Here is a 22,648-nt window from a genome sequence, read left to right as displayed (position 1 = left end):
TTCGCGGCCTACGCCGCTCCCAATCGAGGTTATCGGGAAAGCCCCCTTGCCGAGCATGGCTCGGCACTACCGTGCGACCCCGGCCCAGCGGTGAAGATCAGAACGCGGGCAGTACCGCGCCCTTGTACTTCTGCTCGATGAAGGTCTTCACTTCCGGGCTGGTCAAGGCCTTGGCCAACTTCTGGATGCGGGCGTCGTCCTTGTTGTCCGGGCGTGCAACCAGGAAGTTCACGTAGGGCGACTGGCTGCTTTCAATCGCCAGTGCATCCTTGGTCGGGTTCAGGCCGGCGTCCAGCGCGTAGTTGGTGTTGATCAGGGCCAGGTCCACCTGGTCGAGCACGCGCGGCAACATGGCCGAGTCCAGCTCGCGGAACTTGAGCTGCTTCGGGTTCTCGGTGATGTCACGCTGGGTGGACAGCGCATTGCTCGGGTCCTTCAGCTTGATCACCCCGGCGGTGTCCAGCAGGATCAGCGCGCGGCTGTTGTTGCTGGGGTCATTCGGGATCACCACGTCAGCGCCGGTGGGCAGCTCGGCCAGCGACTTGAAACGGCGCGAGTAGGCACCGAACGGCTCGATATGCACGCCGGTGACCGTGACCAGGTCGGTCTTGCGGTCGGCGTTGTAAGCCTTCAGGTAAGGCTCGGTCTGGAAATAGTTGGCGTCCACCTGCTTCTGCACGAGCTGGTCGTTGGGCTGCACATAGTCATTGAACACGCGCACATCCAGCTTGACGCCTTCCTTCTCCAGCAGCGGCTTGACCACGTCCAGGATCTCGGCATGCGGCACGGCGGTGGCGGCCACCACCAGCCTGGATTCGTCTGCGGTCGGCTTGGCGCAGGAAGAAACCGCCAGCACGGCGGCAATCAAGGGAAAGGCAAGCAGCTTTTTCATCGGTAAGGGGATCCCGTGGGGAAGGATGGTGGCACTACGCTAACAGGCCGGCAGCCATCGTGCCGGCCTGCGCTCATTGCTTTATTTGCGGCTGTAATGCGCGACCAGTCGGTCGCCCAGCATCTGCAGCAGTTGTACCAGCACCAGCAGCAGTACCACGGTGACCAGTGCCACATCGGTATGTGAGCGCTGGTAGCCGTCGCGGAAGGCCAGGTCACCCAGGCCGCCGGAGCCGATCGCACCACCCATCGCGGTGAAGCCGATCAGCGCGATGGTGGTGACAGTAGCACCGGCGATCAGGCCCGGCCGCGCTTCCGGCAACAACACCTTGAAGACCAGCTGGCGGGTCGTCGCGCCCATCGCCTGGCTGGCCTCGATCACGCCACGGTCCACTTCGCGCAGCGCGGTCTCCACCAATCGTGCGTAGAACGGCGCCGCGCCCACCACCAGCGGCAGGATGGCACCCCGCACGCCCAGCGAGGTGCCCATCAAGGCCAAGGTGATCGGGATCAGCACGATCATCAGGATGATGAAAGGAACCGACCGCAGCAGGTTAACCAGCAGCGCAGTCACGCCGTAAACCACCGGCTTGCGGTGCAGCTGTGGCGAGCCAGTCAGGAACAGCAGCACGCCCAGCGGCAGGCCGATGGCCAGGGTCAGCGGCAGCGACCCGGCCAGCATCAGCAGCGTGTCGATCGTGGCCTGGCCGATGTCAGCCCATTTGCCGGCATCCAGGTGACGGAAGAAGCCGTCTGCAGTTGCAATGCTCATCGACGCAGCTCCTCCACGTGTACACCGGCGGCAACAAAGGCAGCCTGCGCTGCATTCTGGTCCCCGCCCACCAGCGCAACCGTCAGCTGGCCGTAGGGGGTGTCCTTGATGCGATCGATGCGCCCGGTGAGGATGTTGTAGTCCACGCCGGTCTCGCGCGCTATCCGCCCCAACAGCGGCTCGTAGGTGCCATTGCCAAGGAAGGTCAGGCGTACGATGCGGCCGCCGACGGCAGCGAAATCGCGCAGCTGCTCGCCTTCGTCCACATGCTCGGATTCGGACACGAAGCGGCGCGTGGTCGGATGCTGCGGGTGCAGGAACACATCGGTCACCGGCCCCATCTCGACCATGTGGCCGGCATCGAGCACGGCGACGCGATCGCAGACGCGTCGGATGACGTCCATCTCGTGGGTGATCAGCACGATGGTCAGGCCCAGCTCGCGGTTGATCTTGCCCAGCAGGGCCAGCACCGAGGCGGTGGTCTGCGGGTCCAGCGCGCTGGTGGCCTCGTCGCACAGCAGAATCTGCGGGCGCGTGGCCAGGGCGCGGGCAATGCCGACACGCTGCTTCTGGCCACCGGAAAGCTGGGCCGGGTACTTGGCCGCATGCGCCTCCAGACCGACGGTACGCAGCAGTTCGGCCACGCGCGCATCGATTTCGGCCTTGGGCGTGCCGGCCAGCTCCAGCGGAAACGCCACGTTGCCGGCCACGGTACGTGCCGACAGCAGGTTGAAGTGCTGGAAGATCATGCCGATGCGCCGGCGCAGCGCACGCAGCCCTTCGGCATCAAGGGCGGTGGCGTCCTGGCCATCGATCAGCACGCGCCCACCACTGGGCTCCTCCAGCCGGTTGATCAGGCGGATCAACGTCGACTTGCCGGCGCCGGAATGGCCGATGATGCCGAACACTTCGCCGGCCCGGATGGCCAGGTCAAGCGGATGCAGCGCGATGACCGCGTTGCCATCGACGGCATAGGATTTCTGCAGGTGCTGGAACTCGATCACTGCCAGGGTAACCCGGGGGCATAAGGAGGGGGCGTGCAGCCTAGCAGTGCCGGGACTCCGGCGCGCGTGCCGTGCCCGGGAATCTTATTCCTTTTGGTTCTAAGAATTTGTGTACGCAGGCCGCTCAAGGGTGATCCAGCTGGTCCGGCCGCTGCGCCCGCTGCACCCGCTCGCGGTGCAGCAGGTACAGGCCACTGGCGACAATGATGGCTGCGCCCAGCCAGGTCCAGCGGTCCGGCAGCTTGTCCCACAGCAGCAGATCCCAGCCGATCACCCAGACCAGGCCGGTGTATTCCAGCGGCGCGATCATCGAAGCCTGGCCCAGCTGGAAGGCCCGGGTCAGGGCGATCTGCCCCAACGCGCCGGCCAGGCCCATGCCGGCGATCAGCGCGGCGTGCTTCCACTGCAGCGGCTGCCACTGCGGCCAGGCCAGGAGGCCGGCGCCTATCGCCATGATCAGCAGGAACCACACCACCATCGACTGCGGGGTGTCGGTGCGGGTCAGCAGGCTGACGGTGACCGCGGCGATGGCATAGGCGGTGGCCGCCACCAGCACCATCAGCCCGGGGAAGGAAATGATGCCGTCCACGCCTGGCCGCAGCACCACCAGCACACCGACCAGGCCGATACCGATGGCTACCCAGCGGCGCGGGCCCACGTATTCGCCCAGCAGCGGTACCGACAACGCCGCCACCAGCAGCGGGGCGACGAAGTAGATGGTGTACGCGGTGGACAGCGGCAAGGTGCGCAGGGCATAGACAAAGCAGCCGATCATGATCATGCCCAGTGCGCCCCGCAGCAGGTGCAGGCCCCAGCGTACCGGCATCATCGAGCGCGGCCCGGCGGTGGCCAGCACCCAGACCAGCACGAACGGCAGCGAGGCCGCACCGCGCAGCATGGTGACCTGCAGGGTCGGGTAGCTGGAGGACAGCATCTTCATGCCGGCATCCATCAGCGAGAAAAAGGCGACGGCCGCCAACATCCAGACAATGGCGCGCGCGGGGGACTTGGTTGGGGACATGGGGGGATTATCCGCTGTGGGCACCACATTCGGCATCCCCGATCAGTGCTATATGTTCAGCACACATCCGGCTGGAGGTCGCATGCAGTACGCCCCATCCCCCCTGCGCCGGGCCGCGGCCTGCCTGCTGTTGTGCATGCTGCCGGCCCTTGCCGTCGCCGCCGAGCCCCCTGATGCCCGCGCCTTGGCGCAACTGGACGGTTTCGCCCTGGGTCTGCAGACCGCCGGCAGATTCTCCGGCGTGGTACTGGTGGCCAATGGTGACCAGATATTGCTGCACAAGGCCTATGGCCCGCGCGATGAAACCAACGCCGAGCTGTCATTGCAGCCAGAGGACCGCTTCAACCTGGCCTCGGCCGGCAAGATGTTCACCAGCGTAGCGATCCTGCAGCAGGTAGCTGCCGGCCGCATCACGCTGGACACTCCGTTGGGCGCGGTGTTGGAGGACTACCCCAACCGGGCCTTCGCCGACGCAGTGACCGTGCGCCAGTTGCTGACCCACAGTGCCGGTGCCGGCGACATCGACGAGCTGTTCGGCATCGAGCACGCCGCCGACCGTGCCAAACTGCGCAGCCTGGCCGACATGGTGGCGCTGCACGGCCAACGCGCGCCGGCGTTCGTACCCGGCAGCCAGCAGAAGTACGGCAACTACGGCTATGTCCTGCTGGGGCGCATGGTCGAGGTGCTGTCCGGGCAGGACTTCGAAGACTATGTGCGCCAGCACGTACTGCAACCGGCCGGCATGCTGCACACCGGTTTCGTCGATTGCACCGATCCGGCCCCGGACCTGGCCCGTGGCCACGTCGAGGTCGACGGCAAGCGCATCAGCAACTGCGCCACCCAGCCCAACCGCGGTTTTGCCGCCGGTGGCGAGGTCGGCACCGCCACCGACATGCTGCGCTTCGTGCAGGCCCTCACTGCCGGCAAGCTGCTGCCACCGGCCCTGTTTGCCGAGGCAACCCGCACCCAGCGTGAGTTCATGGGCCTGGGCTTTTTTGCCACAGGCTATGGCCAGGACGTGCCGCCGCGTGATTTCCGCTGGGGCCATGGGGGCAATGCCGACGGCATCTGCAGCGACGTGCGCCACTACCCGCGCACCGGCGAAACGGTGATCGTGCTGTCCAACAGCGAAGCCCCGGCCTGCTTCGCCGTGGCCGGCCTGCTGCACGCCCAATGGAAAGGCCAGTAAAGACAGCGCAAACCGCGAAGTATCGATTACCGCAGCGCCATGTTCACGCGGTGAGCAGACAGGGCCGCACTTCGCGGCTTAGGCCGCGGCTACGCGCCCGGTGGCCTAGAATGGTGGTTGTTCTCTCAGATTGGAGCAGGCCCATGCCTTCCTTTGACGTCGTATCCGAAGTTGACAAGCACGAGCTGACCAACGCCATCGACCAGGCCAACCGCGAGCTGTCCACCCGCTTCGATTTCAAGGGCGTGGCCGCATCGTTCGAGCAGGACGGCGAGAAGCTGATCAAGCTCACCGCCCCCACCGATTTCCAGCTCAAGCAGATGTCCGACATCCTCAAGCAGCGCCTGGCCGCCCGCAACATCGATTTCCGCTGCATGGAATTTGGCGACATCGAGACCAACCTGGGCGGCGCGCGCCAGCAGGTCACGGTCAAGCAGGGCATCGAGCAGAAGCTGGCCAAGCAGATCGCCGCCAAGATCAAGGAATCCAAGATCAAGGTCGACACCCAGATCAATGGCGACAAGCTGCGCGTCAACGGCAAGAAGCGCGATGACCTGCAGGAAGTGATGGCACTGCTGAAGAAGGGCGACTTCGAGCAGCCGCTGCAGTTCGACAACTTCCGCGATTGATTCCGCCGCGCTGCAGCAGGCTCAACCGCCCTGCTGCAGCTTGCGGTACAGCGTGGTGCGCGAGATGCCCAGCTGGCGCGCCGCCGCGCTGAGGTTGCCCCCCTGTGCCGCCACCGCCGCACGCGCGGCCTGCGCGCCCTGCGCACGCAGGCTGCCCGCCTCCACCGCGGCCACCGCAACACCGCGGGTACTGCCGTGCGCACTCACCGGCGCGCGCAGATACTGCACCTGCAAGGCGTTGTCAGCGCGCAACGGTACCCGATGCACCGGCCCCGGCTGCAACAGGCGGCGGCGCTGGTGCACGCTGGCGTGGCAGAACAGCGCCGACAACGAAAGCGGCGGCAACGCACCGCTGCGTGGCAAGCCCAGCAGCCGCCGTGCCACGCTGTTGGCCGCACGCAGCTGGCCGTCCTCGTGCACCGCCAGCAGGCCCTGCAGGGGCGTCCCCAGCCAGCGCGCGTCGTGCTGCAGGGCCAGCAGATGGCAATCACGCAGGGTGTGCAGCAACTGGTTCTGCACCGACAGCGCCGCCTGCCGGAAGTAGCCGCCCAACAGCTCGCTGTCGCGCTCACCGATGCCGGTGATGTCCAAAGCGCCCAGCACTTCGCCGTCCACGCCCTGCAGCGGCACGCTCAGGCAATACACCGCGGCGAATTCGTCCAGATAATGCTCGTTGCCGCGCACCTGCATGAGCGCCGCTTCGGCCAGGGTGCAGGACGGTGCGGTGGTGCCGATCTCGATCTCGCGTACCCGCCGCCCGATCTGGATCGGTCGCAGCACCGGCTCATCCGCCAGGCCGTGTTCGCGCTGGGCAATGATCAGGCCGTCGCGGTTGACGCAGAACAGGGTCCAGCGGCGGCCACCGAAGGCCGCCCACAGATCATCCATGTCCTGACGCACACAGCGCGCCAGCAGCCGGTCCAGGGGGGCGTCCAGCCGCAACCGCCGCTGCGCCAGTGCCGCATACTGCGGCGCCTGCTGCGGGCATATGCCGGCCTGCCGCGAACGCTCCCAGGAGCGCAGCAGCGCGGGCGCCAGCAATTGCGCTGGCAGTTCGCCGCCTTCGGCAAACCGGTGCCGCGCTGCGGCCAGGCGTTGTTGCTGTTGCACGGGCGTGGTGGCCATGGGCTCCTCCAGACAACTGCCCACAGCCTAACGCGCCGCGCCTTGCTGAATCGCCGTCGCGGGCCAGCACGGCCCGCGACGGATCGTTCCATCAGCCGATCTTGAGGATGGGCTTCAAGGTGATGCCTTTGGTGCTGTCTTCCGCCGCCTGGTTGATCTCTTCCAGCGGATAGAACTTCACCAGCTTGTCGAACGGGAAGCGGCCCTGCTGGTACAGCTGTACCAGTTGCGGAATGAACACCTTGGGCACGCTGTCGCCCTCGACGATGCCGCGGATGCTGCGCCCACCCAGCAGCAGGTCGTTGACGTCGAACGCCGCCTTGGTGCCCAGCTTGGGCGCGCCCACCACGCCGATCACGCCCAGCCCGGCCAAGGCCTGGATGCCCTGCTCCAGCACTTCCGGGCGGCCGGTGGATTCCAGCGCGAAGGCGGCACCGCCGCCGGTGATCTCACGCACCGCCTCAACCACATCCACCTCGCGGCTGTTGAGGGTGTGGGTGGCACCCAGCTCCTTGGCCAAGGCCAAGCGCGAGGGCACCACGTCGATGGCGATGATGGTGGTGGCACCGGCAACGCGCGCGGCCATCACCGCACTCAGGCCCACCGCGCCTGCACCATAGGACGCAAAACTGCTGCCGGGGCCAACCTTGAGCGAATTGATCACCGCGCCGGCACCGGTCTGGATGCCGCAGCCCAGCGGGCCGAGCAGTTCGATCGGGGCATCCTCGGGCACCTTGATCGCATTGTTCTCGCGGCTCAGCGCATAGGTGGCGAACGAGGACTGGGCGAAGAAGTGATCGTGCAGCGGCTGGCCCTGCGGGTCCTGGATGGCGGTGCTGCCATCCAGCTCGCCCCCACCAAAATTCAGGCCATAGAAATCCTTGCAGTAGGCACCATGGCCGCCACTGCAGGGATTGCAGTGACCGCAGGCGCCATAGGTCAGCACCACATGGTCACCCACCTTCAGGTCCTGCACCGCCGGCCCTACCGCTTCCACCACGCCTGCGCCCTCGTGCCCCAGTACCGCCGGCAGCGGCACCGGGTAGTACTGGTCACGCACGATCAGGTCGGTGTGGCACAGACCGGTGGCAATCACCCGCACCAGTACCTCATCGTCCTTGGGGCCGCGGATGCGGGCCTGCTCGATGGTGAAAGGCTTTTCCTTTTCGCGCACCACCGCCACGGTGATGTCACGCAGTTGTGCAGATGCACTCATGGGTTTCTCCTGTTCAGAGCGGATAGGCCGGGGCTTCACCCTTGAGGGTGAGCCACTGCCATTGGGTGAACTCCTCGATGTTGGCCGGGCCGCCAATGCTGCTGCCATTGCCGGACGCACCCACACCGCCAAAGGGATTGATGACCTCATCGTTCACGGTCTGGTCGTTGATATGCAGGATGCCGGTATGCAGCTGTTCGCCCAGCTTCAGCGCGCGGCCCACATCGCGCGAGACGATGGCCATCGACAGGCCATACTCGGTGTCATTGGCCAGGGCGATGGCATCCGCATCGCTGTCGAACGGCACCACAACGGCTACCGGCGCGAAGATCTCTTCATTGAACGCCGGGTTGTCACGGCGCACGCCGCTGAGCACGGTAGGCTCGAAGAACAGCTCACGGTAACCGCCACCGGTCTCGAGCGTGGCACCTGCAGCCACCGCTTCGGCCACGACGCGTGCCGCATGGTCGCGCTGCTGCGCATTGATCAACGGCCCCAGCGCCACGTCCATGGTGGCCGGGTCACCCACCTGCAGCGATCGTGCCTTGGCCACCAGCTTCTGCAGGAACTGCGGGTAGATGCCTCGCTGCACCAGGACACGCCCGGTGGCCATGCAGATCTGGCCCTGGTGCAGGTAGACGCCCCAGGCGGTATTGGCGATGGCCAGATCCAGATCGGCGTCATCCAGCACGATCAGGGCGTTCTTGCCGCCCAGCTCCAGCGACACTTTCTTCAGGTGCCGGCCGGCAGCCTCGCCGACCTTGCGGCCGGCCGCGGTGGAGCCGGTGAACTGGATCATCGCCACATGGGGATCGCTGGTCAGCGCCGCACCGACAGCACCATCGCCCGGCAGCACGTGAAGCAGGCCAGCAGGCAGACCCGCAAGCTCGAACAGGCGGGCGATCACCACGCCACCGCAGACCGCAGTGCGCGGATCCGGCTTCAGTACCACCGCATTGCCCAACGCCAACGCCGGTGCCACCGCCCGCATGGCCAGGTAGAGTGGAAAATTGAACGGAGGAATCACCCCGACCACGCCCAACGGGCGCCGACGCGCCAGGCTGAGACGGCCAGGACTGGACGGCAGCATCTCACCGATGCTGCGCGAAGGCAGTGCTGCCGCTTCCTGCAGGGCCTTGGCACTGATCCTGGCCTCGAACCCCGCCTTCAGGCGGGTGGAGCCGGATTCACGCACCAACCACTCGACGATGTCCGCCTCATGCTGCTCGGCCAGCTGCGCGGCACGGCGCAGCACCTGGGCACGAGTGTCGTAAGGGGCGTTGGCCCAGTCACGCTGCGCCGTGGCTGCCGCCGCAGCCGACCGCGCGATCTGCACCGGGTGGGCCATCGCAACGCTGCCCAGCACCGTGCCGGTGGCCGGCTCCAGCACCGGCTGCTGGCTTGCGCCTGCCTGCCATTGGCCATCGAACAGCTTGCCTGCCCATAGTTCAGCAGGAAGAAAATCCTGTGTTGCCATTGCCGATACTCCTTTGCGCTTTACCTGCCGTCATTGGATACCCGCGCCGCCCTGTTGCCTATCCGCCATCGGCTGCTTCCCCACAAGCGGCTGATATGGCGGGACTTTCCACAATGCACACTGTCCAGTTTGTGGACAGTGAACGGCAACGCGAGGACAGCGCGACGGCAGCGCACTGCGATGCCCTCTACAATCGCCTGCCCAGCCAGCCTGCGTGCCCGCCATGACCGACATCGACAACGATCCCATCGCCGTTACCCGCAACTGGCTGGAGAAGGCCGTCATCGGGCTGAACCTGTGCCCGTTCGCCAAGGCGGTGTACGTCAAGCAGCAGGTGCGTTTCGTACTCAGCGACGCGACCACGCCCGAAGCGCTGCTGGGGCAGCTGGCCGAGGAGTTGGTGCTGCTGCGCGAAACGCCGGTGGAGCAGATCGACACCACCTTGATCATCCACCCGGAGGTGCTGACCGACTTCCTGGACTACAACGATTTCCTCGACAACGCCGATGCCGCGGTGGAAGCCTTGGACCTGCAGGGCATCCTGCAGGTGGCCAGCTTCCATCCGCAATACCAGTTCGCAGGTGCGGCACCGGACGATGTAAGCAACTACACCAATCGTTCGCCCTACCCCACCCTGCACCTGCTGCGCGAGGACAGCGTGGAGCGTGCAGTGGCGGCATTCCCCGATCCAGACGTGATCGTCGAGCGCAACATCGCCACGCTGGACCAGCTGGGCGTGGAAGGCTGGCACCGGGTACTGTCGGGCGGCGAAGGCAACACCTGAGGGATGAGCTGTAGTGCCGAGCCATGCTCGGCAGAAGCTTTACCGGTGGAACCCCTGCCGGGCATGGCCCGGCACTACGCTCCCTCCCTTTGGCGTAGCCAAGGTGGGAAGAAGGCCTGTTTGCACGCCACGGGCGTGCGGCCTGATGAACGACTGAAGGCCATGCCTTCGGGCCGGGCGGGTTGGGGGGGCTGTTGGCTTTGGCTCGGAAGGCTTCTGCCGAGCATGGCTCGGCACTACGCCTGGAAGGCCCCTGCCGAGCGTGGCTCGGCGCTACATCTGGCAAGCCCCTGCCGAGCGTGGCTCGGCGCTACATCTGGCAAGCCCCTGCCGAGCATGGCTCGGCACTACACCTGGAAGGCTTCTGCCGAGCGTGGCTCGGCACTACCGGTGAGGCTCAGGCCGTGCTTGTCGGCAGCCATTGCTGCAGCAGGGCCCGCACATCGTGCAGCGAGGCGGTGATGTGGTGGCCGTAGCCACGTACTTCCTCATCCGGCTCCAGCAGGTCCGGGATCTGGATGGTGGTCATGCCCGCGGCCAGGGCCGCACGCACGCCCGTGGGTGAATCCTCCAGGGCCAGGCATTCGGCCGGCGCAATGCCCAGACCGTGCGCGGCGTGCAGGTAGATGTCCGGCGCCGGCTTGGAATGGGCCACGTCACTGCTGGTGGCCACGAACTGGAAATACGGCAGCAATCCCGCTGCGGCCAGTTTGCGCTGGGCCAGCGGCGAGCGCGTGGCGGTGGCGACCGCACGCGGAATATCGTGCTCGCGCAACAACTCCAGCAGCTCGACAATGCCCGGCCGCAACGGCACGCCGGCATCGACGATGTCGGCATAACGCGCATACGAGGCCGCCAGCAGCACATCGGTGGGCGCCAGTCCCAGCACATCGGCCAGCTTCTGCCGGGTCACCGCATCGGGTGAGCCGATCAGCGACAGCAACAGGCTGCGTGGCAGCACATGGCCCTGCTGCTGCGCGGCCTGCTCCAGGCAGCCCATCAGCGCACGTTCGCTGTCCAGCATCAGACCATCCATGTCGAACACCACCGCCCGTGGGCGGACCCGCAATTCCATCAAGTCTGTTCTCCAAACAGCACTGCCAGGTCAGCCGCATCCAGCTGACGCCATTGGCCCTCACCCAGATCACCCAGGCCCAGGCCACCAATCCGCGAACGGTGCAGGGCCTGCACATGGTTGCCCACCGCGGCAAACATGCGCCGCACCTGGTGGTAACGGCCCTCGTGCAGGGTCAAGCGCGCCTGGCGGGGGCCCAGCACGTCGAGTTCGGCCGGCAGCAACGGCTTGTCGTCCGATTCCAGCAGCAGGGTGCCGCTGGCAAAACGGGCGCCTTCGCTGCCGTCCAGGTCCTGCGCCAGCTGCGCTTCGTACACCTTGTCCAGCTTCGACTTGGGCGAAACGATGCGGTGCAGCAGCTGGCCGTCATCGGTCATCAGCAGCAGCCCCGAGGTTTCGCGGTCCAAGCGGCCGACGCTGGACAGCACCGGATCACGGTCGCGGAAGCGGTCCGGCAACAGGTCGTAGATCAAGCGCCCCTGGTCCTTGGTGGAACAGGTGTAACCGGCCGGCTTGTGCAGCATCAGGGTCAGCCCCGGCGGCGGGTCCAGCGGTTCCTCGTCGATGCGGATGTTGGCGTGCTCGACCTTGTCGTCGGCGTACAGCACCTCGCCCTGGGCATCGGTGATGCGGCCTTCGCGGAACATCATCTGCACCTGCTTGCGGCTGCCATAGCCCAGGTTGGCGATGTGCTTGACCAGCTTCATGCGCGGCCCCGGGTGCCGACGATGACCTTGAAGCCATCGCGTTCGGCAGCCACGCGCACCTGCCCGAAGCTCTCGTTGAGGATCTGCTCGTACGGCAGGTGGCGGTTGGCCACCATGAACAACTGCCCGCCCGGGCGCAGCGACTGCGCGGCCACGGCGATGAAGCGGCGGCCGATGTCCGGTCGGTCTTCGCGCGCCGGGGTGTGGAACGGCGGGTTGGAGACGACGAAGTCATAGCGGCCGTCGATGCCGGCGGTGACATCGTGCCAGCGGAAATCCAGCTTCACCTGCCCGGCCGCATCGGCCAGGTTGTGGCGGGCCAGCGCCAAGGCGCGCGACTCGGCCTCGTACAGGTCCAATGCGGTGACCTTGGGGCAACGGGCCAGCACTTCGGTCGACAGATAGCCCCAGCCGGCGCCCAGATCGGCGCCGCGCCCGGCCAGGTCGGTCGGCAGCTGGTCCACCAGCAGGGCCGAGGCCGGATCGATGCGGTCCCAGGCAAACACGCCGGGGCGGCTCAGGAAACGCCCGTCGACGATCCTGCGCGGCGCATCCAGCGCGGCCCAGCGCTTGCGCAGTGCTTCGTCATGCTGGCCGTCGGCCGGCACCGACCAATAGGCCCGGCAGTGGTTCTTGGTCAGCTTGCCGCCCAGCCCGGTCAATTGCTGCAGGTCGCTTTCGCCCGAGCGCGCGCCTTCGTTGTTGGCTTGGCAGGCAACGATGATGCCGCCCGGTGCCAACTTGGCCAGCGCCTGCGCAAACAGCGCGCGGGCTTCGTCACGTTGCCGCGGCGGCAGTACCAGCACCACCGGGTAGCGCTCCTGCGACTGCTCCAGCGCCTGCTCGTCGCAGACCTGCCAGCCGCTGCGCTGCAGGGCATCGGCGAACGGCCGGAAGCTTTGCGCACAGACCAGTTGGGTAGCGGCGGCATGCTCACGCAGCGGCCAGCCATCGCGGGCGCGCAGGAACAGCACCGGCCCCTGCGGCCAGCGCAGGCCGGCGGAAGAGAACGGCAGGAACAGGGTTTCCAGGGGGGCGTCGTGCGAAGCGGGCATGCCGGTCAGTCGTCTAGCGGGCCCGCCATTCTACCGGGCTGGGCGCCGCGCGCCTGAGCCGCGGCTGGCTGGCTCAGGCATCCTCGGGCAGATGCAGCACATCCAGCACGCTGTCCAACCAGATCACGTGCTGCTGGCAGGCACGTACCAGGTCATCCAGCCGCACCGTGCCATTTACCCCGGGCTGCTCATTGGCATCGGCGTAATGCTGCAGCGCCGGGCGCATGCTCACCGTGCCGGCAACGCGGCTGCCGTCCTTGAGCACCAGCACCACCCGGGCCTGCCCCGGCAGCTGCCCGAGCAGGGATTCCAGCGCGGCAATCGTCATCGGGTCGGAATAGACGTGGGGCGCGTACAGGGGCATGGGCAGCGTCCGCGGGTGATCGCGGTCACATTAGCCGATGTTTGCTGTGAAACCTGCGCAAAAATCAGCCCGGTGGGCGGGTGCCGCGTATCGCAGTGACCAGCTGGGCCACGCTGTAGGGCTTGCCCAGGTGGCCTTGGAAGCCACCGGACAGCGCGCGGCGGCGGTCATCGGCACGCGCCAGCGCGGTTACCGCCACCGCCGGCAATTCGGTCCCGGGAACGCCCAGGGTTTCACGCAGGGTCTGCACCAGGCCATAGCCATCCATGCCGGGCATGCCGATATCACTGATCAGCACGTCGAAGGCGGTATGCCCGCGCAGATCGAGCAGCTCCAGCGCCTCGGCGGCGGAACTGGCCGCCACCACCTGCGCGCCCTGCTCTTCCAGCACCCGGCGCATATAGCCCAGCATCTCCGGCTGGTCCTCCACCGCCAGGATGCGCAAGCCCTGCAAGGCGTTGGAAGCCACTACCTGGTCACCGATACGGCCGCGCTGCACGCGCCGACGGGGCTGGCTGCTGGCTTTCTTGACCTGGAACTCCGGCAGCCGCAGCTGGAAGGTCGCACCCTGCCCCGGCCCCTCGCTGGCCGCCGACACCGTGCCGCCATGCAGTTCGGTCAGCTGCTGCACAATGGCCAGGCCCAGGCCCAGCCCGCCGTGGCGGCGGGTGGTGGTGCCATCGGCCTGGCTGAAACGGCTGAACAGATGCTTGAGGAATTCCGGCGCGATACCGTCGCCATCGTCCTTGACCTGCACCACGAAGCAATCCTGCTCGCGCCACAGGCTGACCGTGACCTGGCCTTCCACCGGGGTGAACTTGATGGCGTTGGACAGCAGGTTGGACAGCACCTGGCGCAGGCGCGTGGCGTCACCCAACACCGGGCAGGGCTGCGGCGGCAGTTCCACCAGCAGGGTCTGCGCCTTGCCCTCGGCCACCAGCTCCTGCGCGCGCACCGCTTCGCGCACCTGCTCGGCCAGGTTCAGCACCTCCACCTCCAGCTGCACCTTGCCCAGCAGCATGCTGCTCAGGTCCAGCATGTCCGACATCAGGTTCTTCTGGGTCATCGCACTGCTGGCGATCACCTCCATGCCCTTGCGCATGGGATGGTCCGGCTCCATGCGCTGCAGCAGCAGCTCACTCCAGCCCAGCACCGTGGTCAGCGGCGTGCGCAGTTCATGCGACAAGGTGGCCAGGAACTCGTCCTTCATCCGCGCCATGCCCTCGGCGGTGTTGCGCGCGGCACGTTCGGCCTCCAACAACTCCTCGCGGGCCATTTCGATCTCGCGCCGCTCGGTGATATCGGGGCTGTTCCCGGCCAGGCCAATGAAGCGGCCGTCGGGTGAAAACCGCGGCACCGCGTTCATTTCCAGCCAGCGCCACTGCCCGTCATGGCGGCGCACGCGAGCATTGAAGTGCAGTTCGCGCTGCTCGGCCAAGGCCGTGCGCAGCTCATACTCGAACGGCGCCAGCTCATCGGCATGCAGGAAACGCTGCCACCAGCGCTCGCCCAGCTCGGTGCCAGGCACCAGCCCAAAGAAGGTGCCAAAGGCGGTGTTGATGAAACGCACGTGCCCCAGGTCATCCAGCACCCACACCGGCATCGGCAGACCATCGGCCAGCGCACTGAAGCGCGCCTCGCTCTCGGCCAGCTCGGTCTCAATGCGCTTGCGTTCGGAGATATCGAAAAACAGCACCGCCACCTGGTGCTGGTCCTCGCTGCCGATGCGAACCGCTTCCACCGAGTACCAGCGCCCCAGTTGCGGCACTTCACGCTCGAAATGGACGGCCACGCCGCCACTGGCCACCCTGCCCAGTACGTGGAACCAATAGGTTTCGATGCTGGGCAGCACCTCGCTGACCCGGCGCCCGGTAACCGCAGACAGGCCCGTGATCTTCTCGAACCCGGCGTTGACCTTCAGGTAGACGAAATCCACCGCTTCGCCCGCCTCGAACAGCAGCTCGATCACGCAGAAGCCACTGCCCACCGCATCGAACATCTGCTGGTACAGGAACGCGTTACCCGGATCGTCGCCGACCAGGCCACTGAATGATGGTAGAGATTCGTGGCGGAGTTCAGACATTGCGCAGGCGGCTTTTGAAGGGGGCGGTGGGAAAAGGGCTGAAATGCGAGTCTGCGCACGGGCCGATACAGGTCACGTGATGATGAACCGGTGCGCAACCCCTGTCAGCCTACTGTGAAGTACTTCATTGCAGTGGACCCGGCCCGGCCCCACACTGGATGCAACCCTCCCCGCAGCCCAAGGAGTACGCCATGAAAACCGTGACTTTGACCGGGCTGGCCCTGGCCTGCCTGCTCGCTGCCGGCGCCGCCCAGGCCGCTCCGCGCACCGTGAACGCTCCCGACGCCCCCCGCGCCTTGGCCGTAGAAGGCCCGGTACAGGTGCAGTGGACCGATCCCAGCCAGTTCACCGAGTTGCGCAACAGCCGCAACCGCTGGGATGCGCAGCGTGGCAATTGGGTGGAAACCCTGGCCGAACACCTGCGCAAGCAAGCCGACAAGCAGTTGCCGGAAGGCCAGAAGCTGGAGGTGACCATCACCGACATCAAGCGTGCCGGCGATTATGAGCCGTGGCATGGTCCGCGCATGGATGATGTGCGCATCATGCGTGACATCTATCCGCCGCGGATCAACCTGCAGTTCACCCTCACCGACGCCAACGGCCAGGTCATCGACCAGGGCGAGCGCAAGCTCAGTGACACCGGCTATCTGTTCAACAGCAGCCTGCCCAATGACACCGACCCGCTGCGTTACGAGAAGCGCCTGATCAACGACTGGCTGCGGCGTGAGCTGCAGGCCGACCGCAGCACCGCCGGGCTGTAAGCAGAAATCGCAGGTAGAAATGGAAAGGGCCGCATTGCGGCCCTTTCTGTTTCACCGGTAGTGCCGAACCATGCTCGGCAGAGGGTCCACCGGCAAAGCGCCTGCCGAGCATGGCTCGGCACTACATCTGCCTTGCTGGAAAAGCGCCTGCCGAGCATGGCTCGCCACTACCGGATCCTGCCGAGCATGGCTCGCCACTACCGGATCCTGCAAAGGCTTCACGCCGACAGATACACGCGCGGCGTGCGCTTGAGGCTGCACGGCAGGCGATACGCACTGGTATTGCAGCGCGGCGCCAGCTCCGAGATGGTCGGCGCATTGCCCCACAGCTGCACGATGCTGCCGCGCGCAGCCTGCGGGTGATCGGTCAGGTCCACGGTCAGCATGTCCATCGACACGCGGCCGATCAGCTGCCCGGGCACGCCGTCGATCAGCACCGGCGTGCCATTGGGGGCGAACTGCGGGTAGCCATCGGCATAGCCCATCGCCACCACGCCCACCCGGGTCGGCTGTTCCGCCACAAAGCGCGCGCCATAACCCAGCGGCTCGCCGGCCGCCAGTTCGCGTACCGCGATCACCCGCGACTGCAGGGTCATCACCGGCCGCAGCTGCGCGGCGTGCGGGCTGGGCTGCGGGTAGAGCGGATCGGCGCCGTACAGCATCAGGCCCGGGCGTACCCAGTCACTGTGCACGTCGGGCCAGCCCAACAGTGCCGGTGAATTGCACAGGCTGGTTTCACCTGCCAGCCCTTCCTTGGCACGGATGAACACGTCCAGCTGCTCGCGGGTGCGGTTGCTGTCCAGCTCATCGGCGCGCGCCAGGTGGGTCATCAGCACCAGCGGGCCCACCTGCGGCAGTGCGCTCAGGCGCGCGTGCGCATCGCGGAACTCTTCCGGCGACAGGCCCAGGCGATGCATGCCGCTGTCCAGCTTCAGCCAGATACGCAGCGTGGCATCGGTCTTGAACGCCTCCACTGCTTCCAGCTGCCAGGACGTGGCCACTACCACCCAGAAATCATGCTCGACGATCAACGGCAGCTCGGCCGCGTCGAAGAAACCTTCCATCAGCAGGATCGGGCCGCGGATGCCGGCCTGACGCAGTTCCAATGCTTCTTCGATGCAGGCCACGCCAAAGCCATCGGCCTCGTCCTGCAGCGCGCGCGCGCACTGCACCGCGCCATGGCCGTAGGCATCGGCCTTGATGATCGCCAGCGCCTTGCCGCCACCGAGCTGGCGGGCCAGGCGGTAGTTGTGGCGCAGGGCCTCCAGGTCGATCAGTGCCTGTGCCGGGCGCATCAGTGCTGCCCCTTGCCGTAGCGGAAAATATCCAGGCCTTCGGTGCTGATCTGCGGCGGCTTGCCGCTCATCAGGTCGGCCAGGTAGCGGCCCGAGCCCGCCGCCATGGTCCAGCCCAGGGTGCCGTGGCCGGTATTGAGGAACAGGTTGCGATACGGCGTTGCGCCGATCACCGGGGTGCCGTCCGGGGTGGCCGGGCGCAGGCCGGTCCAGAAGCTGGCCTGCGACAGGTCGCCGCCATCCGGATACAGGTCCTTGACCACCTTCTCCAGCGTGGCGCGGCGACGCGGTTCCAGCGACAGATCGAAGCCGGCTACTTCGGCCATGCCGCCAACGCGGATGCGGTCCTCGAAGCGGGTGATGGCAATCTTGTAGCTCTCGTCGAGGATGGTCGAATTCGGTGCCATCGCCGCATTGGTGATCGGCAGGGTCAGCGAATAGCCCTTCAGCGGATACACCGGCAGCTGCATGCCAAGCGGTGCCAGCAGCTGCGGCGAATAGCTGCCCAGTGCGATCACGTAGTGATCGGCGGTTTCCAGCTTGCCATTGATGCGCACGCCGGTGATGCGGTCGCCGTCACGCTGGATCGAGGCGATGTCCTGGTCGAAACGGAACTCGACGCCGGCGGCTTCGGCCAGCGCGGCCAGCTTGGTGGTGAACCGCTGGCAATCGCCGGTCTGGTCTTCGGGCAGGCGCAGGGCGCCGACCAGCATCTCGGTCTTGCCCGCCAGCGCCGGCTCCACCCGCGCAATGCCCTGGCGGTCCAGCACTTCGTAAGGCACGCCGTATTGGCGCAGCACCTCGATGTCCTGGGCGGCGGCATCCAGCTGCTGCTGGGTGCGGAACAGCTGGGTGGTGCCCAGCTGGCGGCCTTCGTAGTCGATGCCGGTGGACGCGCGCAGCTCGTTGATGCAATCGCGGCTGTAGTCGGACACCCGCACCATGCGCGCCTTGTTGACCGCATAGCGGGCCGAGGTGCAGTTGCGCAGCATCTGCCACAGCCAGCGGTACTGGGCGAGGTCGGCGGTAGGGCGGATCGCCAGCGGCGCGTGTTCCTCGAACAGCCACTTGATCGCCTTGAACGGCACGCCCGGTGCCGCCCACGGCGAGGTATAGCCGAAGGACAGCTGGCCAGCATTGGCAAAGCTGGTTTCCAGCGCCGGGGCCGGCTGCCGGTCCACCACGGTGACCTCAAAGCCGGCCTGCCGCAGATACCAGGCACTGGTCGTGCCGATCACACCGCTGCCAAGCACCAGAACGCGCATTTTCTTTCTCCGGACCACATCATTCCCTGCACACGGGACGGCAGGGGCTAGGAACCGCGCAGTATATTCAGGGTCAGCCAGTTGTTTTCCCTGTATTAGCTTGCCGAATCAGGTTAATTTCCCGTTTCGTTCATCAAAAGCAGAGCCACCATGGCCACCCGCAGCCGCGAACTGGACAAGATCGACCGCAAGATCCTGCGCATCCTGCAGCAGGAGGGGCGCATCTCCTTCACAGAGCTGGGCGAGCGCGTCGGCCTGTCGACCACGCCCTGCACCGAGCGGGTGCGCCGGCTGGAGCGCGAAGGCGTGATCACCGGCTATTACGCGCGGCTGGACCCATCCTCGGTGAAGGCCAGCCTGCTGGTGTTCGTGGAGATCAGCCTGGCCTACAAGTCCGGCGACATTTTCGAGGAATTCCGCCGCGCCGCGCTGAAGCTGCCCAATGTGCTGGAGTGCCACCTGATGTCCGGGGATTTCGACTACCTGCTCAAGGCGCGCATCAATGAAATGGCCTCCTACCGCAAGCTGTTGGGCAGCACCCTGCTGACCTTGCCGCACGTACGTGAATCCAAAAGCTACATCGTGATGGAAGAGGTCAAAGAGACCCTGTGCCTGCCCATCGCCGAGTAGTGCCGAGCCATGCGCGGCAGGGGGTTCTAGCGGTAAAGCCCCATTGCCGAGCATGGCTCGGCACTACGCCCCCTCCCTTTGGCTGCAGGCCAAGGGGAGGGCTGGGGAGGGGTGCTTTTGACGTTGGCTTGGAAAGCTCCTGCCGAGCATGGCTCGGCACTACAGGGTCATCGCGTGCCTGCCGGCGGGGGCACCACTTTCTGGCCGATGCCGCTGGGTACGGTGTCGTAATAACGGTTGGTACGCGTATCCAGCACCCGCCCCGGGCTGGTCTGGCGCATATGCGGCGCCAACTGGCCCTTGCTGTCGTAGATCGGCCGCACCGGTGGCGGCGGCACAACCGGCTTCGGCTTCGGAACCGGCTTGGGCTTGTTGGGCGGACGCGACGGTTCCGGCTGCGCTTGATCCTGCTGCGTTTCGCGCGACGTACTGACGGGCGGCTGCGTGAGCTGAGCCTGCGCGAATGACGGCAGTGCTGTCAGCACGGCCAGCAACAGATATCCCTTCGATTTCATCGACATCTCCTTTGCGACCACCGACCAAGCATGCACCTGCCGGGCTTGCGCCGCCATGAATGCGACCTTGGACTGGCCGCTGCCCGCCCCTACCATGGACACCTGCCCCACGGATGCCCTGCCATGACCGCCTTCGACCTGACTCCCCCCAGCCCCGCCCAGCGCGAGGCGCTAATCGCTGGCCTCAGCAGCGAGGAGCAACGCGTGCTGCTGCACCACGGCACCGAGGCACCGTTCTGTGGCGTGTTCCTGGATAACAAGCGCGAGGGCGTGTACTGCTGCCGGCTGTGCGCGCTGCCGCTGTTCCGCTCCAGCACCAAGTTCGATTCCGGCACCGGCTGGCCCAGCTTCTTTGCACCGTTCGAACCGGCACATGTGCGCGAGATCCGAGACACCAGCCACGGCATGATCCGTACCGAGATCGTCTGCGCACGGTGCGGCAGCCACCTTGGCCACGTGTTCCCGGACGGCCCGCCGCCGACCTTCGAGCGGCATTGCCTGAACTCGGTGTCACTGGCCTTTGTCGACAATGGCCAGCCCTACCCCGACCCGCTGCGGCGCGGCGGCGCCGAGGCACAGCCCGCCGCATAAGCACCTGCGTAGTGCCGAGCCATGCTCGGCTGAGGCTTTACCGGCAAGGCTCCTGCCGAGCATGGCTCGGCACTACAGGGTTTGCTGCACCCAGCCGGGCATGGCTCGGCACTACAGATTTTCCGTTGACGGCCGACAACGGGATATCCCCTTTCCGCGCCCCTTCCATGCTCATTCTCGTCGGCCTGCTGGTTGTCATTGTTGCCGTGCTCGGCGGTTATGTAGGCGCACACGGCCGCCTGGGCGCGCTGTGGCAGCCCTATGAGCTGGTCATCATCGGCGGCGCGGCTCTCGGCGCGTTCCTGATCGGCACCCCGATCAAGACCGTCAAGCAGACACTGAAAGCCACCGTCGGCGTATTCAAAGGCCCGCAGTACAAGCGCCAGGACTACCTGGACGTGCTCAGCCTGCTTTACGAACTGCTCAACAAGGCCCGCCGCGAAGGCTTCATGGCACTGGAAGAGCATGTCGAGAACCCGCAGGACAGCGCGGTGTTCGCCAACTACCCCAAGGTGCTGGCCGACCACCACCTGCTGGACTTCATCACCGACTGCCTGCGCCTGATGATCGGCTCCAACATCGAGCCGCACGAGCTGGAACCCTTGCTGGAACTGGAACTGGAAAAACACCACCACGAGGCGCTGGAACCGGCGCACGTACTCAACAAGGTGGCCGACGGCCTGCCCGGCTTCGGCATCGTCGCCGCCGTGCTGGGCATCGTCATCACCATGGGCTCAATCGGTGGTGACATCAAGGAAGTCGGCGCCCACGTGGCCGGCGCACTGGTGGGCACCTTCCTCGGCATCCTGCTGGGCTACGGCTTCATCGGCCCGCTGGCGGCCGCGGTGGAAGCACGCGCCGAACAGGATGCGCGCATCTACGAATCGGTGAAGACGGCCCTGCTCGCCTGCCTGCGCGGCTATAACCCGAAGATCGCGCTGGAATTCGCGCGCAAGACCGTGCCCTCGGCACTGCGCCCGGGCTTCAGCGAGTTCGAGCAGCACCTGAAGTCGGTCAAGTAAGGCCCGCGCCATGAGCGACAACAACAAGCCTACGGTGATCGTGCGCCGGGTCAGGAAGGTCAAGGCTGGCGGGCACCACGGCGGCTCTTGGAAGGTGGCCTATGCCGACTTCGTTACCGCGATGATGGCCTTCTTCCTGGTGCTGTGGCTGATGGCTGCCACCAGCAAGCCCGAGCGCGCGGCGATTTCGGAATATTTCCGCAACCCCAGCCCGCTGAGCGGGACCAGCAGCACCCCGGCCCCCGGCATGGCCGGCCCCGGTGGCGCCAGCACCTCGATGATCAAGCTGGGCGGCGCCACCGATGTCTCGCGCGGCAACAGCAACGATCCCTTCCAGAACCGGCAGGAATCGGTACCCACGCCGGTGGAAGAGCGCGAACGCGAACGCCAGCGCCTGGAAGCGCTGAAGCAGGAGCTGCAGGAGGCGATCAGCAAGAGCCAGGCGCTGGAGCCATTCAAGGACCAGCTGCTGCTGGACATCACCCCCGAGGGCCTGCGCATCCAGATCGTGGACCAGCAGAACCGGCCGATGTTCGACCTCGGCAGCGCGCGCCTGATGCCGTATACGCGGACGATCCTGTTGGAGCTGTCGCACTTCATCAACCAGGTACCCAACCGCATCAGCATCACCGGCCATACCGACACCACCGCCTATTCCACCCAGTTGGGTTACGGCAACTGGGAGTTGAGCGCGGACCGCGCCAACGCCGCGCGGCGGGTGTTGCTGGAAGGTGGCATGGACGAGGCCAAGGTGGCGCGCGTGGTCGGCCTGTCCTCCTCGGTGCTGTTCGACAAGGCCAACCCGCAGAACCCGATCAACCGCCGCATCAGCATCGTGGTGATGACCAAGGAAGCCGAGGCCGCCGCATTGAACGAGACCGACACCTTACCGGTGCCTGCCCCCGGTGTGGCGGCGGATGGGACACCGCCAGTCGCGGACTGAGCCTGCATCAGCGGCACTGCCCGCCGGATGTAGTGCCGAGCCATGCTCGGCAAAGGGCTTTCCCAGCCAACAGCACCCCCTCCCCAGCCCTCCCCTCCGCCTACGGCGCAAGGGAGGGAGCGTTGTAGTGCCGAGCCATGCTCGGCAGGGACTTTCCCGGCGAACAGCCCCCCTCCCCAGCCCTCCCCCTCCGCCTACGGCGCAAGGGAGGGAGCGTTGTAGTGCCGAGCCATG

At 66.3% G+C, this 22,648-nt stretch carries 23 protein-coding genes; 8 read left to right on the top strand and 15 right to left on the bottom strand.

The window, feature by feature from the left end; translation table 11 throughout:
- Positions 1 to 97 precede the first annotated feature (97 nt).
- From B2527_RS00115 to B2527_RS00100, 4 genes are all read right to left on the bottom strand, one after another.
- Positions 98 to 892 carry a MetQ/NlpA family ABC transporter substrate-binding protein gene (locus B2527_RS00115; RefSeq protein WP_293705351.1) on the bottom strand — a complete coding sequence of 265 codons (795 nt, stop codon included), beginning with the start codon at positions 890 to 892 and terminating at the stop codon, positions 98 to 100.
- 81 nt (positions 893 to 973) lie between these two features.
- A complete protein-coding gene (locus B2527_RS00110) occupies positions 974 to 1,663 on the bottom strand; it encodes a methionine ABC transporter permease (protein ID WP_293705350.1) in 690 nt (229 codons plus the stop codon).
- Positions 1,660 to 2,667 carry a methionine ABC transporter ATP-binding protein gene (locus B2527_RS00105; protein ID WP_293705349.1) on the bottom strand — a complete coding sequence of 336 codons (1,008 nt, stop codon included), beginning with the start codon at positions 2,665 to 2,667 and terminating at the stop codon, positions 1,660 to 1,662. Before B2527_RS00105 ends, B2527_RS00110 begins: the two co-directional genes overlap by 4 nt.
- 124 nt (positions 2,668 to 2,791) lie before the next feature.
- Positions 2,792 to 3,688, bottom strand: a complete 897-nt coding sequence (locus tag B2527_RS00100) for a DMT family transporter (protein WP_293705348.1) — start codon at positions 3,686 to 3,688, stop codon at positions 2,792 to 2,794.
- A gap of 82 nt (positions 3,689 to 3,770) precedes the next feature.
- Here B2527_RS00100 and B2527_RS00095 point away from each other — a divergent pair, with 82 nt between their 5' ends.
- Positions 3,771 to 4,877, top strand: a complete 1,107-nt coding sequence (locus B2527_RS00095) for a serine hydrolase domain-containing protein (RefSeq protein ID WP_293705347.1) — start codon at positions 3,771 to 3,773, stop codon at positions 4,875 to 4,877.
- Positions 4,878 to 5,020: 143 nt separating this feature from the next.
- A complete protein-coding gene (locus B2527_RS00090; protein WP_293705345.1) occupies positions 5,021 to 5,506 on the top strand; it encodes a YajQ family cyclic di-GMP-binding protein in 486 nt (161 codons plus the stop codon).
- A gap of 21 nt (positions 5,507 to 5,527) precedes the next feature.
- Here B2527_RS00090 and B2527_RS00085 read toward each other — a convergent pair whose 3' ends face one another.
- The 3 genes from B2527_RS00085 to B2527_RS00075 form a co-directional block, all read right to left on the bottom strand.
- The gene (locus tag B2527_RS00085) at positions 5,528 to 6,631 is read right to left on the bottom strand and encodes a helix-turn-helix domain-containing protein (RefSeq protein WP_293705344.1); all 1,104 of its coding nucleotides are present in this window, start codon (positions 6,629 to 6,631) and stop codon (positions 5,528 to 5,530) included.
- Positions 6,632 to 6,722: 91 nt separating this feature from the next.
- Positions 6,723 to 7,847, bottom strand: coding sequence for an NAD(P)-dependent alcohol dehydrogenase (locus B2527_RS00080; protein WP_293705342.1), 1,125 nt, complete (start codon positions 7,845 to 7,847; stop codon positions 6,723 to 6,725).
- A gap of 13 nt (positions 7,848 to 7,860) precedes the next feature.
- Complete coding sequence (locus tag B2527_RS00075; protein ID WP_293705340.1) at positions 7,861 to 9,324, bottom strand: benzaldehyde dehydrogenase; 1,464 nt, start codon at positions 9,322 to 9,324, stop codon at positions 7,861 to 7,863.
- Positions 9,325 to 9,547: 223 nt separating this feature from the next.
- On the opposite strand from B2527_RS00075, the gene B2527_RS00070 reads away from it, so the two are divergent.
- Positions 9,548 to 10,108 (top strand): DUF1415 domain-containing protein, encoded by a 561-nt coding sequence (locus tag B2527_RS00070; protein ID WP_293705339.1) that lies wholly within the window; start codon positions 9,548 to 9,550, stop codon positions 10,106 to 10,108.
- Between the two features lie 397 nt (positions 10,109 to 10,505).
- Here B2527_RS00070 and B2527_RS00065 read toward each other — a convergent pair whose 3' ends face one another.
- From B2527_RS00065 to B2527_RS00045, 5 genes are all read right to left on the bottom strand, one after another.
- A complete protein-coding gene (locus tag B2527_RS00065) occupies positions 10,506 to 11,183 on the bottom strand; it encodes an HAD family hydrolase (protein ID WP_293705337.1) in 678 nt (225 codons plus the stop codon).
- Positions 11,183 to 11,890 carry a pseudouridine synthase gene (locus tag B2527_RS00060; RefSeq protein ID WP_293705335.1) on the bottom strand — a complete coding sequence of 236 codons (708 nt, stop codon included), beginning with the start codon at positions 11,888 to 11,890 and terminating at the stop codon, positions 11,183 to 11,185. Before B2527_RS00060 ends, B2527_RS00065 begins: the two co-directional genes overlap by 1 nt.
- The gene (locus B2527_RS00055; RefSeq protein ID WP_293705333.1) at positions 11,887 to 12,945 is read right to left on the bottom strand and encodes a class I SAM-dependent methyltransferase; all 1,059 of its coding nucleotides are present in this window, start codon (positions 12,943 to 12,945) and stop codon (positions 11,887 to 11,889) included. The genes B2527_RS00060 and B2527_RS00055 overlap by 4 nt, the downstream gene beginning before the upstream one ends.
- Before the next feature lie 73 nt (positions 12,946 to 13,018).
- Positions 13,019 to 13,309 carry a DUF3247 family protein gene (locus B2527_RS00050; RefSeq protein WP_293705332.1) on the bottom strand — a complete coding sequence of 97 codons (291 nt, stop codon included), beginning with the start codon at positions 13,307 to 13,309 and terminating at the stop codon, positions 13,019 to 13,021.
- 64 nt (positions 13,310 to 13,373) lie between these two features.
- On the bottom strand, positions 13,374 to 15,308 hold the full coding sequence (locus B2527_RS00045) for an ATP-binding protein (RefSeq protein WP_293705354.1): 1,935 nt from the start codon (positions 15,306 to 15,308) through the stop codon (positions 13,374 to 13,376).
- A gap of 275 nt (positions 15,309 to 15,583) precedes the next feature.
- On the opposite strand from B2527_RS00045, the gene B2527_RS00040 reads away from it, so the two are divergent.
- Positions 15,584 to 16,153 carry a DUF3016 domain-containing protein gene (locus B2527_RS00040; RefSeq protein ID WP_293705330.1) on the top strand — a complete coding sequence of 190 codons (570 nt, stop codon included), beginning with the start codon at positions 15,584 to 15,586 and terminating at the stop codon, positions 16,151 to 16,153.
- Positions 16,154 to 16,371: 218 nt separating this feature from the next.
- On the opposite strand, the gene alr is transcribed toward B2527_RS00040, so the two are convergent.
- Entirely contained in the window at positions 16,372 to 17,448 is a 1,077-nt protein-coding gene (alr, locus tag B2527_RS00035; protein ID WP_293705328.1) for an alanine racemase, read from the bottom strand.
- Positions 17,448 to 18,713: a D-amino acid dehydrogenase gene (locus B2527_RS00030; RefSeq protein ID WP_293705326.1), complete on the bottom strand. Its 1,266-nt coding sequence runs from the start codon at positions 18,711 to 18,713 to the stop codon at positions 17,448 to 17,450. Before B2527_RS00030 ends, alr begins: the two co-directional genes overlap by 1 nt.
- Positions 18,714 to 18,863: 150 nt before the next feature.
- On the opposite strand from B2527_RS00030, the gene B2527_RS00025 reads away from it, so the two are divergent.
- Entirely contained in the window at positions 18,864 to 19,343 is a 480-nt protein-coding gene (locus B2527_RS00025; RefSeq protein WP_057626761.1) for a winged helix-turn-helix transcriptional regulator, read from the top strand.
- 167 nt (positions 19,344 to 19,510) lie between these two features.
- Here the strand turns inward: B2527_RS00025 and B2527_RS00020 are convergent, their stop codons facing one another.
- The gene (locus B2527_RS00020) at positions 19,511 to 19,915 is read right to left on the bottom strand and encodes a hypothetical protein (protein WP_293705322.1); all 405 of its coding nucleotides are present in this window, start codon (positions 19,913 to 19,915) and stop codon (positions 19,511 to 19,513) included.
- A gap of 66 nt (positions 19,916 to 19,981) precedes the next feature.
- Between B2527_RS00020 and msrB the strand changes: the two genes are divergently transcribed.
- The 3 genes from msrB (at position 19,982) to motB (ending at position 22,414) form a co-directional block, all read left to right on the top strand.
- On the top strand, positions 19,982 to 20,449 hold the full coding sequence (msrB, locus tag B2527_RS00015; RefSeq protein ID WP_293705320.1) for a peptide-methionine (R)-S-oxide reductase MsrB: 468 nt from the start codon (positions 19,982 to 19,984) through the stop codon (positions 20,447 to 20,449).
- Between the two features lie 167 nt (positions 20,450 to 20,616).
- Positions 20,617 to 21,471, top strand: coding sequence for a flagellar motor stator protein MotA (gene motA, locus B2527_RS00010; protein ID WP_293705318.1), 855 nt, complete (start codon positions 20,617 to 20,619; stop codon positions 21,469 to 21,471).
- Between the two features lie 10 nt (positions 21,472 to 21,481).
- Complete coding sequence (gene motB / locus B2527_RS00005; RefSeq protein WP_293705316.1) at positions 21,482 to 22,414, top strand: flagellar motor protein MotB; 933 nt, start codon at positions 21,482 to 21,484, stop codon at positions 22,412 to 22,414.
- Positions 22,415 to 22,648 lie beyond the last annotated feature (234 nt).

Origin of the sequence: Stenotrophomonas sp. UBA7606 (assembly GCF_002477705.1) — a bacterium.
In the GTDB taxonomy this organism is placed as follows: domain Bacteria; phylum Pseudomonadota; class Gammaproteobacteria; order Xanthomonadales; family Xanthomonadaceae; genus Stenotrophomonas.
The sequence above is the reverse complement of the archived record's forward strand: the minus strand, read 5'-3'. Positions and strand labels throughout refer to the sequence as shown.

What these genes read in the sequence shown, in the direction of transcription:
- B2527_RS00040 (WP_293705330.1), top strand. Translation starts at nt 15,584, where the DNA reads ATGAAAACCGTGACTTTGACCGGGCTGGCCCTGGCCTGCCTGCTCGCT.
- B2527_RS00090 (WP_293705345.1), top strand. Translation starts at nt 5,021, where the DNA reads ATGCCTTCCTTTGACGTCGTATCCGAAGTTGACAAGCACGAGCTGACC.
- B2527_RS00080 (WP_293705342.1), bottom strand. Translation starts at nt 7,847, where the DNA reads ATGAGTGCATCTGCACAACTGCGTGACATCACCGTGGCGGTGGTGCGC.
- B2527_RS00060 (WP_293705335.1), bottom strand. Translation starts at nt 11,890, where the DNA reads ATGAAGCTGGTCAAGCACATCGCCAACCTGGGCTATGGCAGCCGCAAG.
- B2527_RS00110 (WP_293705350.1), bottom strand. Translation starts at nt 1,663, where the DNA reads ATGAGCATTGCAACTGCAGACGGCTTCTTCCGTCACCTGGATGCCGGC.
- B2527_RS00070 (WP_293705339.1), top strand. Translation starts at nt 9,548, where the DNA reads ATGACCGACATCGACAACGATCCCATCGCCGTTACCCGCAACTGGCTG.
- B2527_RS00050 (WP_293705332.1), bottom strand. Translation starts at nt 13,309, where the DNA reads ATGCCCCTGTACGCGCCCCACGTCTATTCCGACCCGATGACGATTGCC.
- B2527_RS00065 (WP_293705337.1), bottom strand. Translation starts at nt 11,183, where the DNA reads ATGGAATTGCGGGTCCGCCCACGGGCGGTGGTGTTCGACATGGATGGT.
- B2527_RS00045 (WP_293705354.1), bottom strand. Translation starts at nt 15,308, where the DNA reads ATGTTCGATGCGGTGGGCAGTGGCTTCTGCGTGATCGAGCTGCTGTTC.
- alr (WP_293705328.1), bottom strand. Translation starts at nt 17,448, where the DNA reads ATGCGCCCGGCACAGGCACTGATCGACCTGGAGGCCCTGCGCCACAAC.
- B2527_RS00030 (WP_293705326.1), bottom strand. Translation starts at nt 18,713, where the DNA reads ATGCGCGTTCTGGTGCTTGGCAGCGGTGTGATCGGCACGACCAGTGCC.
- B2527_RS00020 (WP_293705322.1), bottom strand. Translation starts at nt 19,915, where the DNA reads ATGGCGGCGCAAGCCCGGCAGGTGCATGCTTGGTCGGTGGTCGCAAAG.
- B2527_RS00025 (WP_057626761.1), top strand. Translation starts at nt 18,864, where the DNA reads ATGGCCACCCGCAGCCGCGAACTGGACAAGATCGACCGCAAGATCCTG.
- B2527_RS00095 (WP_293705347.1), top strand. Translation starts at nt 3,771, where the DNA reads ATGCAGTACGCCCCATCCCCCCTGCGCCGGGCCGCGGCCTGCCTGCTG.
- B2527_RS00115 (WP_293705351.1), bottom strand. Translation starts at nt 892, where the DNA reads ATGAAAAAGCTGCTTGCCTTTCCCTTGATTGCCGCCGTGCTGGCGGTT.
- B2527_RS00085 (WP_293705344.1), bottom strand. Translation starts at nt 6,631, where the DNA reads ATGGCCACCACGCCCGTGCAACAGCAACAACGCCTGGCCGCAGCGCGG.
- B2527_RS00075 (WP_293705340.1), bottom strand. Translation starts at nt 9,324, where the DNA reads ATGGCAACACAGGATTTTCTTCCTGCTGAACTATGGGCAGGCAAGCTG.
- B2527_RS00055 (WP_293705333.1), bottom strand. Translation starts at nt 12,945, where the DNA reads ATGCCCGCTTCGCACGACGCCCCCCTGGAAACCCTGTTCCTGCCGTTC.
- B2527_RS00100 (WP_293705348.1), bottom strand. Translation starts at nt 3,688, where the DNA reads ATGTCCCCAACCAAGTCCCCCGCGCGCGCCATTGTCTGGATGTTGGCG.
- msrB (WP_293705320.1), top strand. Translation starts at nt 19,982, where the DNA reads ATGACCGCCTTCGACCTGACTCCCCCCAGCCCCGCCCAGCGCGAGGCG.
- motA (WP_293705318.1), top strand. Translation starts at nt 20,617, where the DNA reads ATGCTCATTCTCGTCGGCCTGCTGGTTGTCATTGTTGCCGTGCTCGGC.
- motB (WP_293705316.1), top strand. Translation starts at nt 21,482, where the DNA reads ATGAGCGACAACAACAAGCCTACGGTGATCGTGCGCCGGGTCAGGAAG.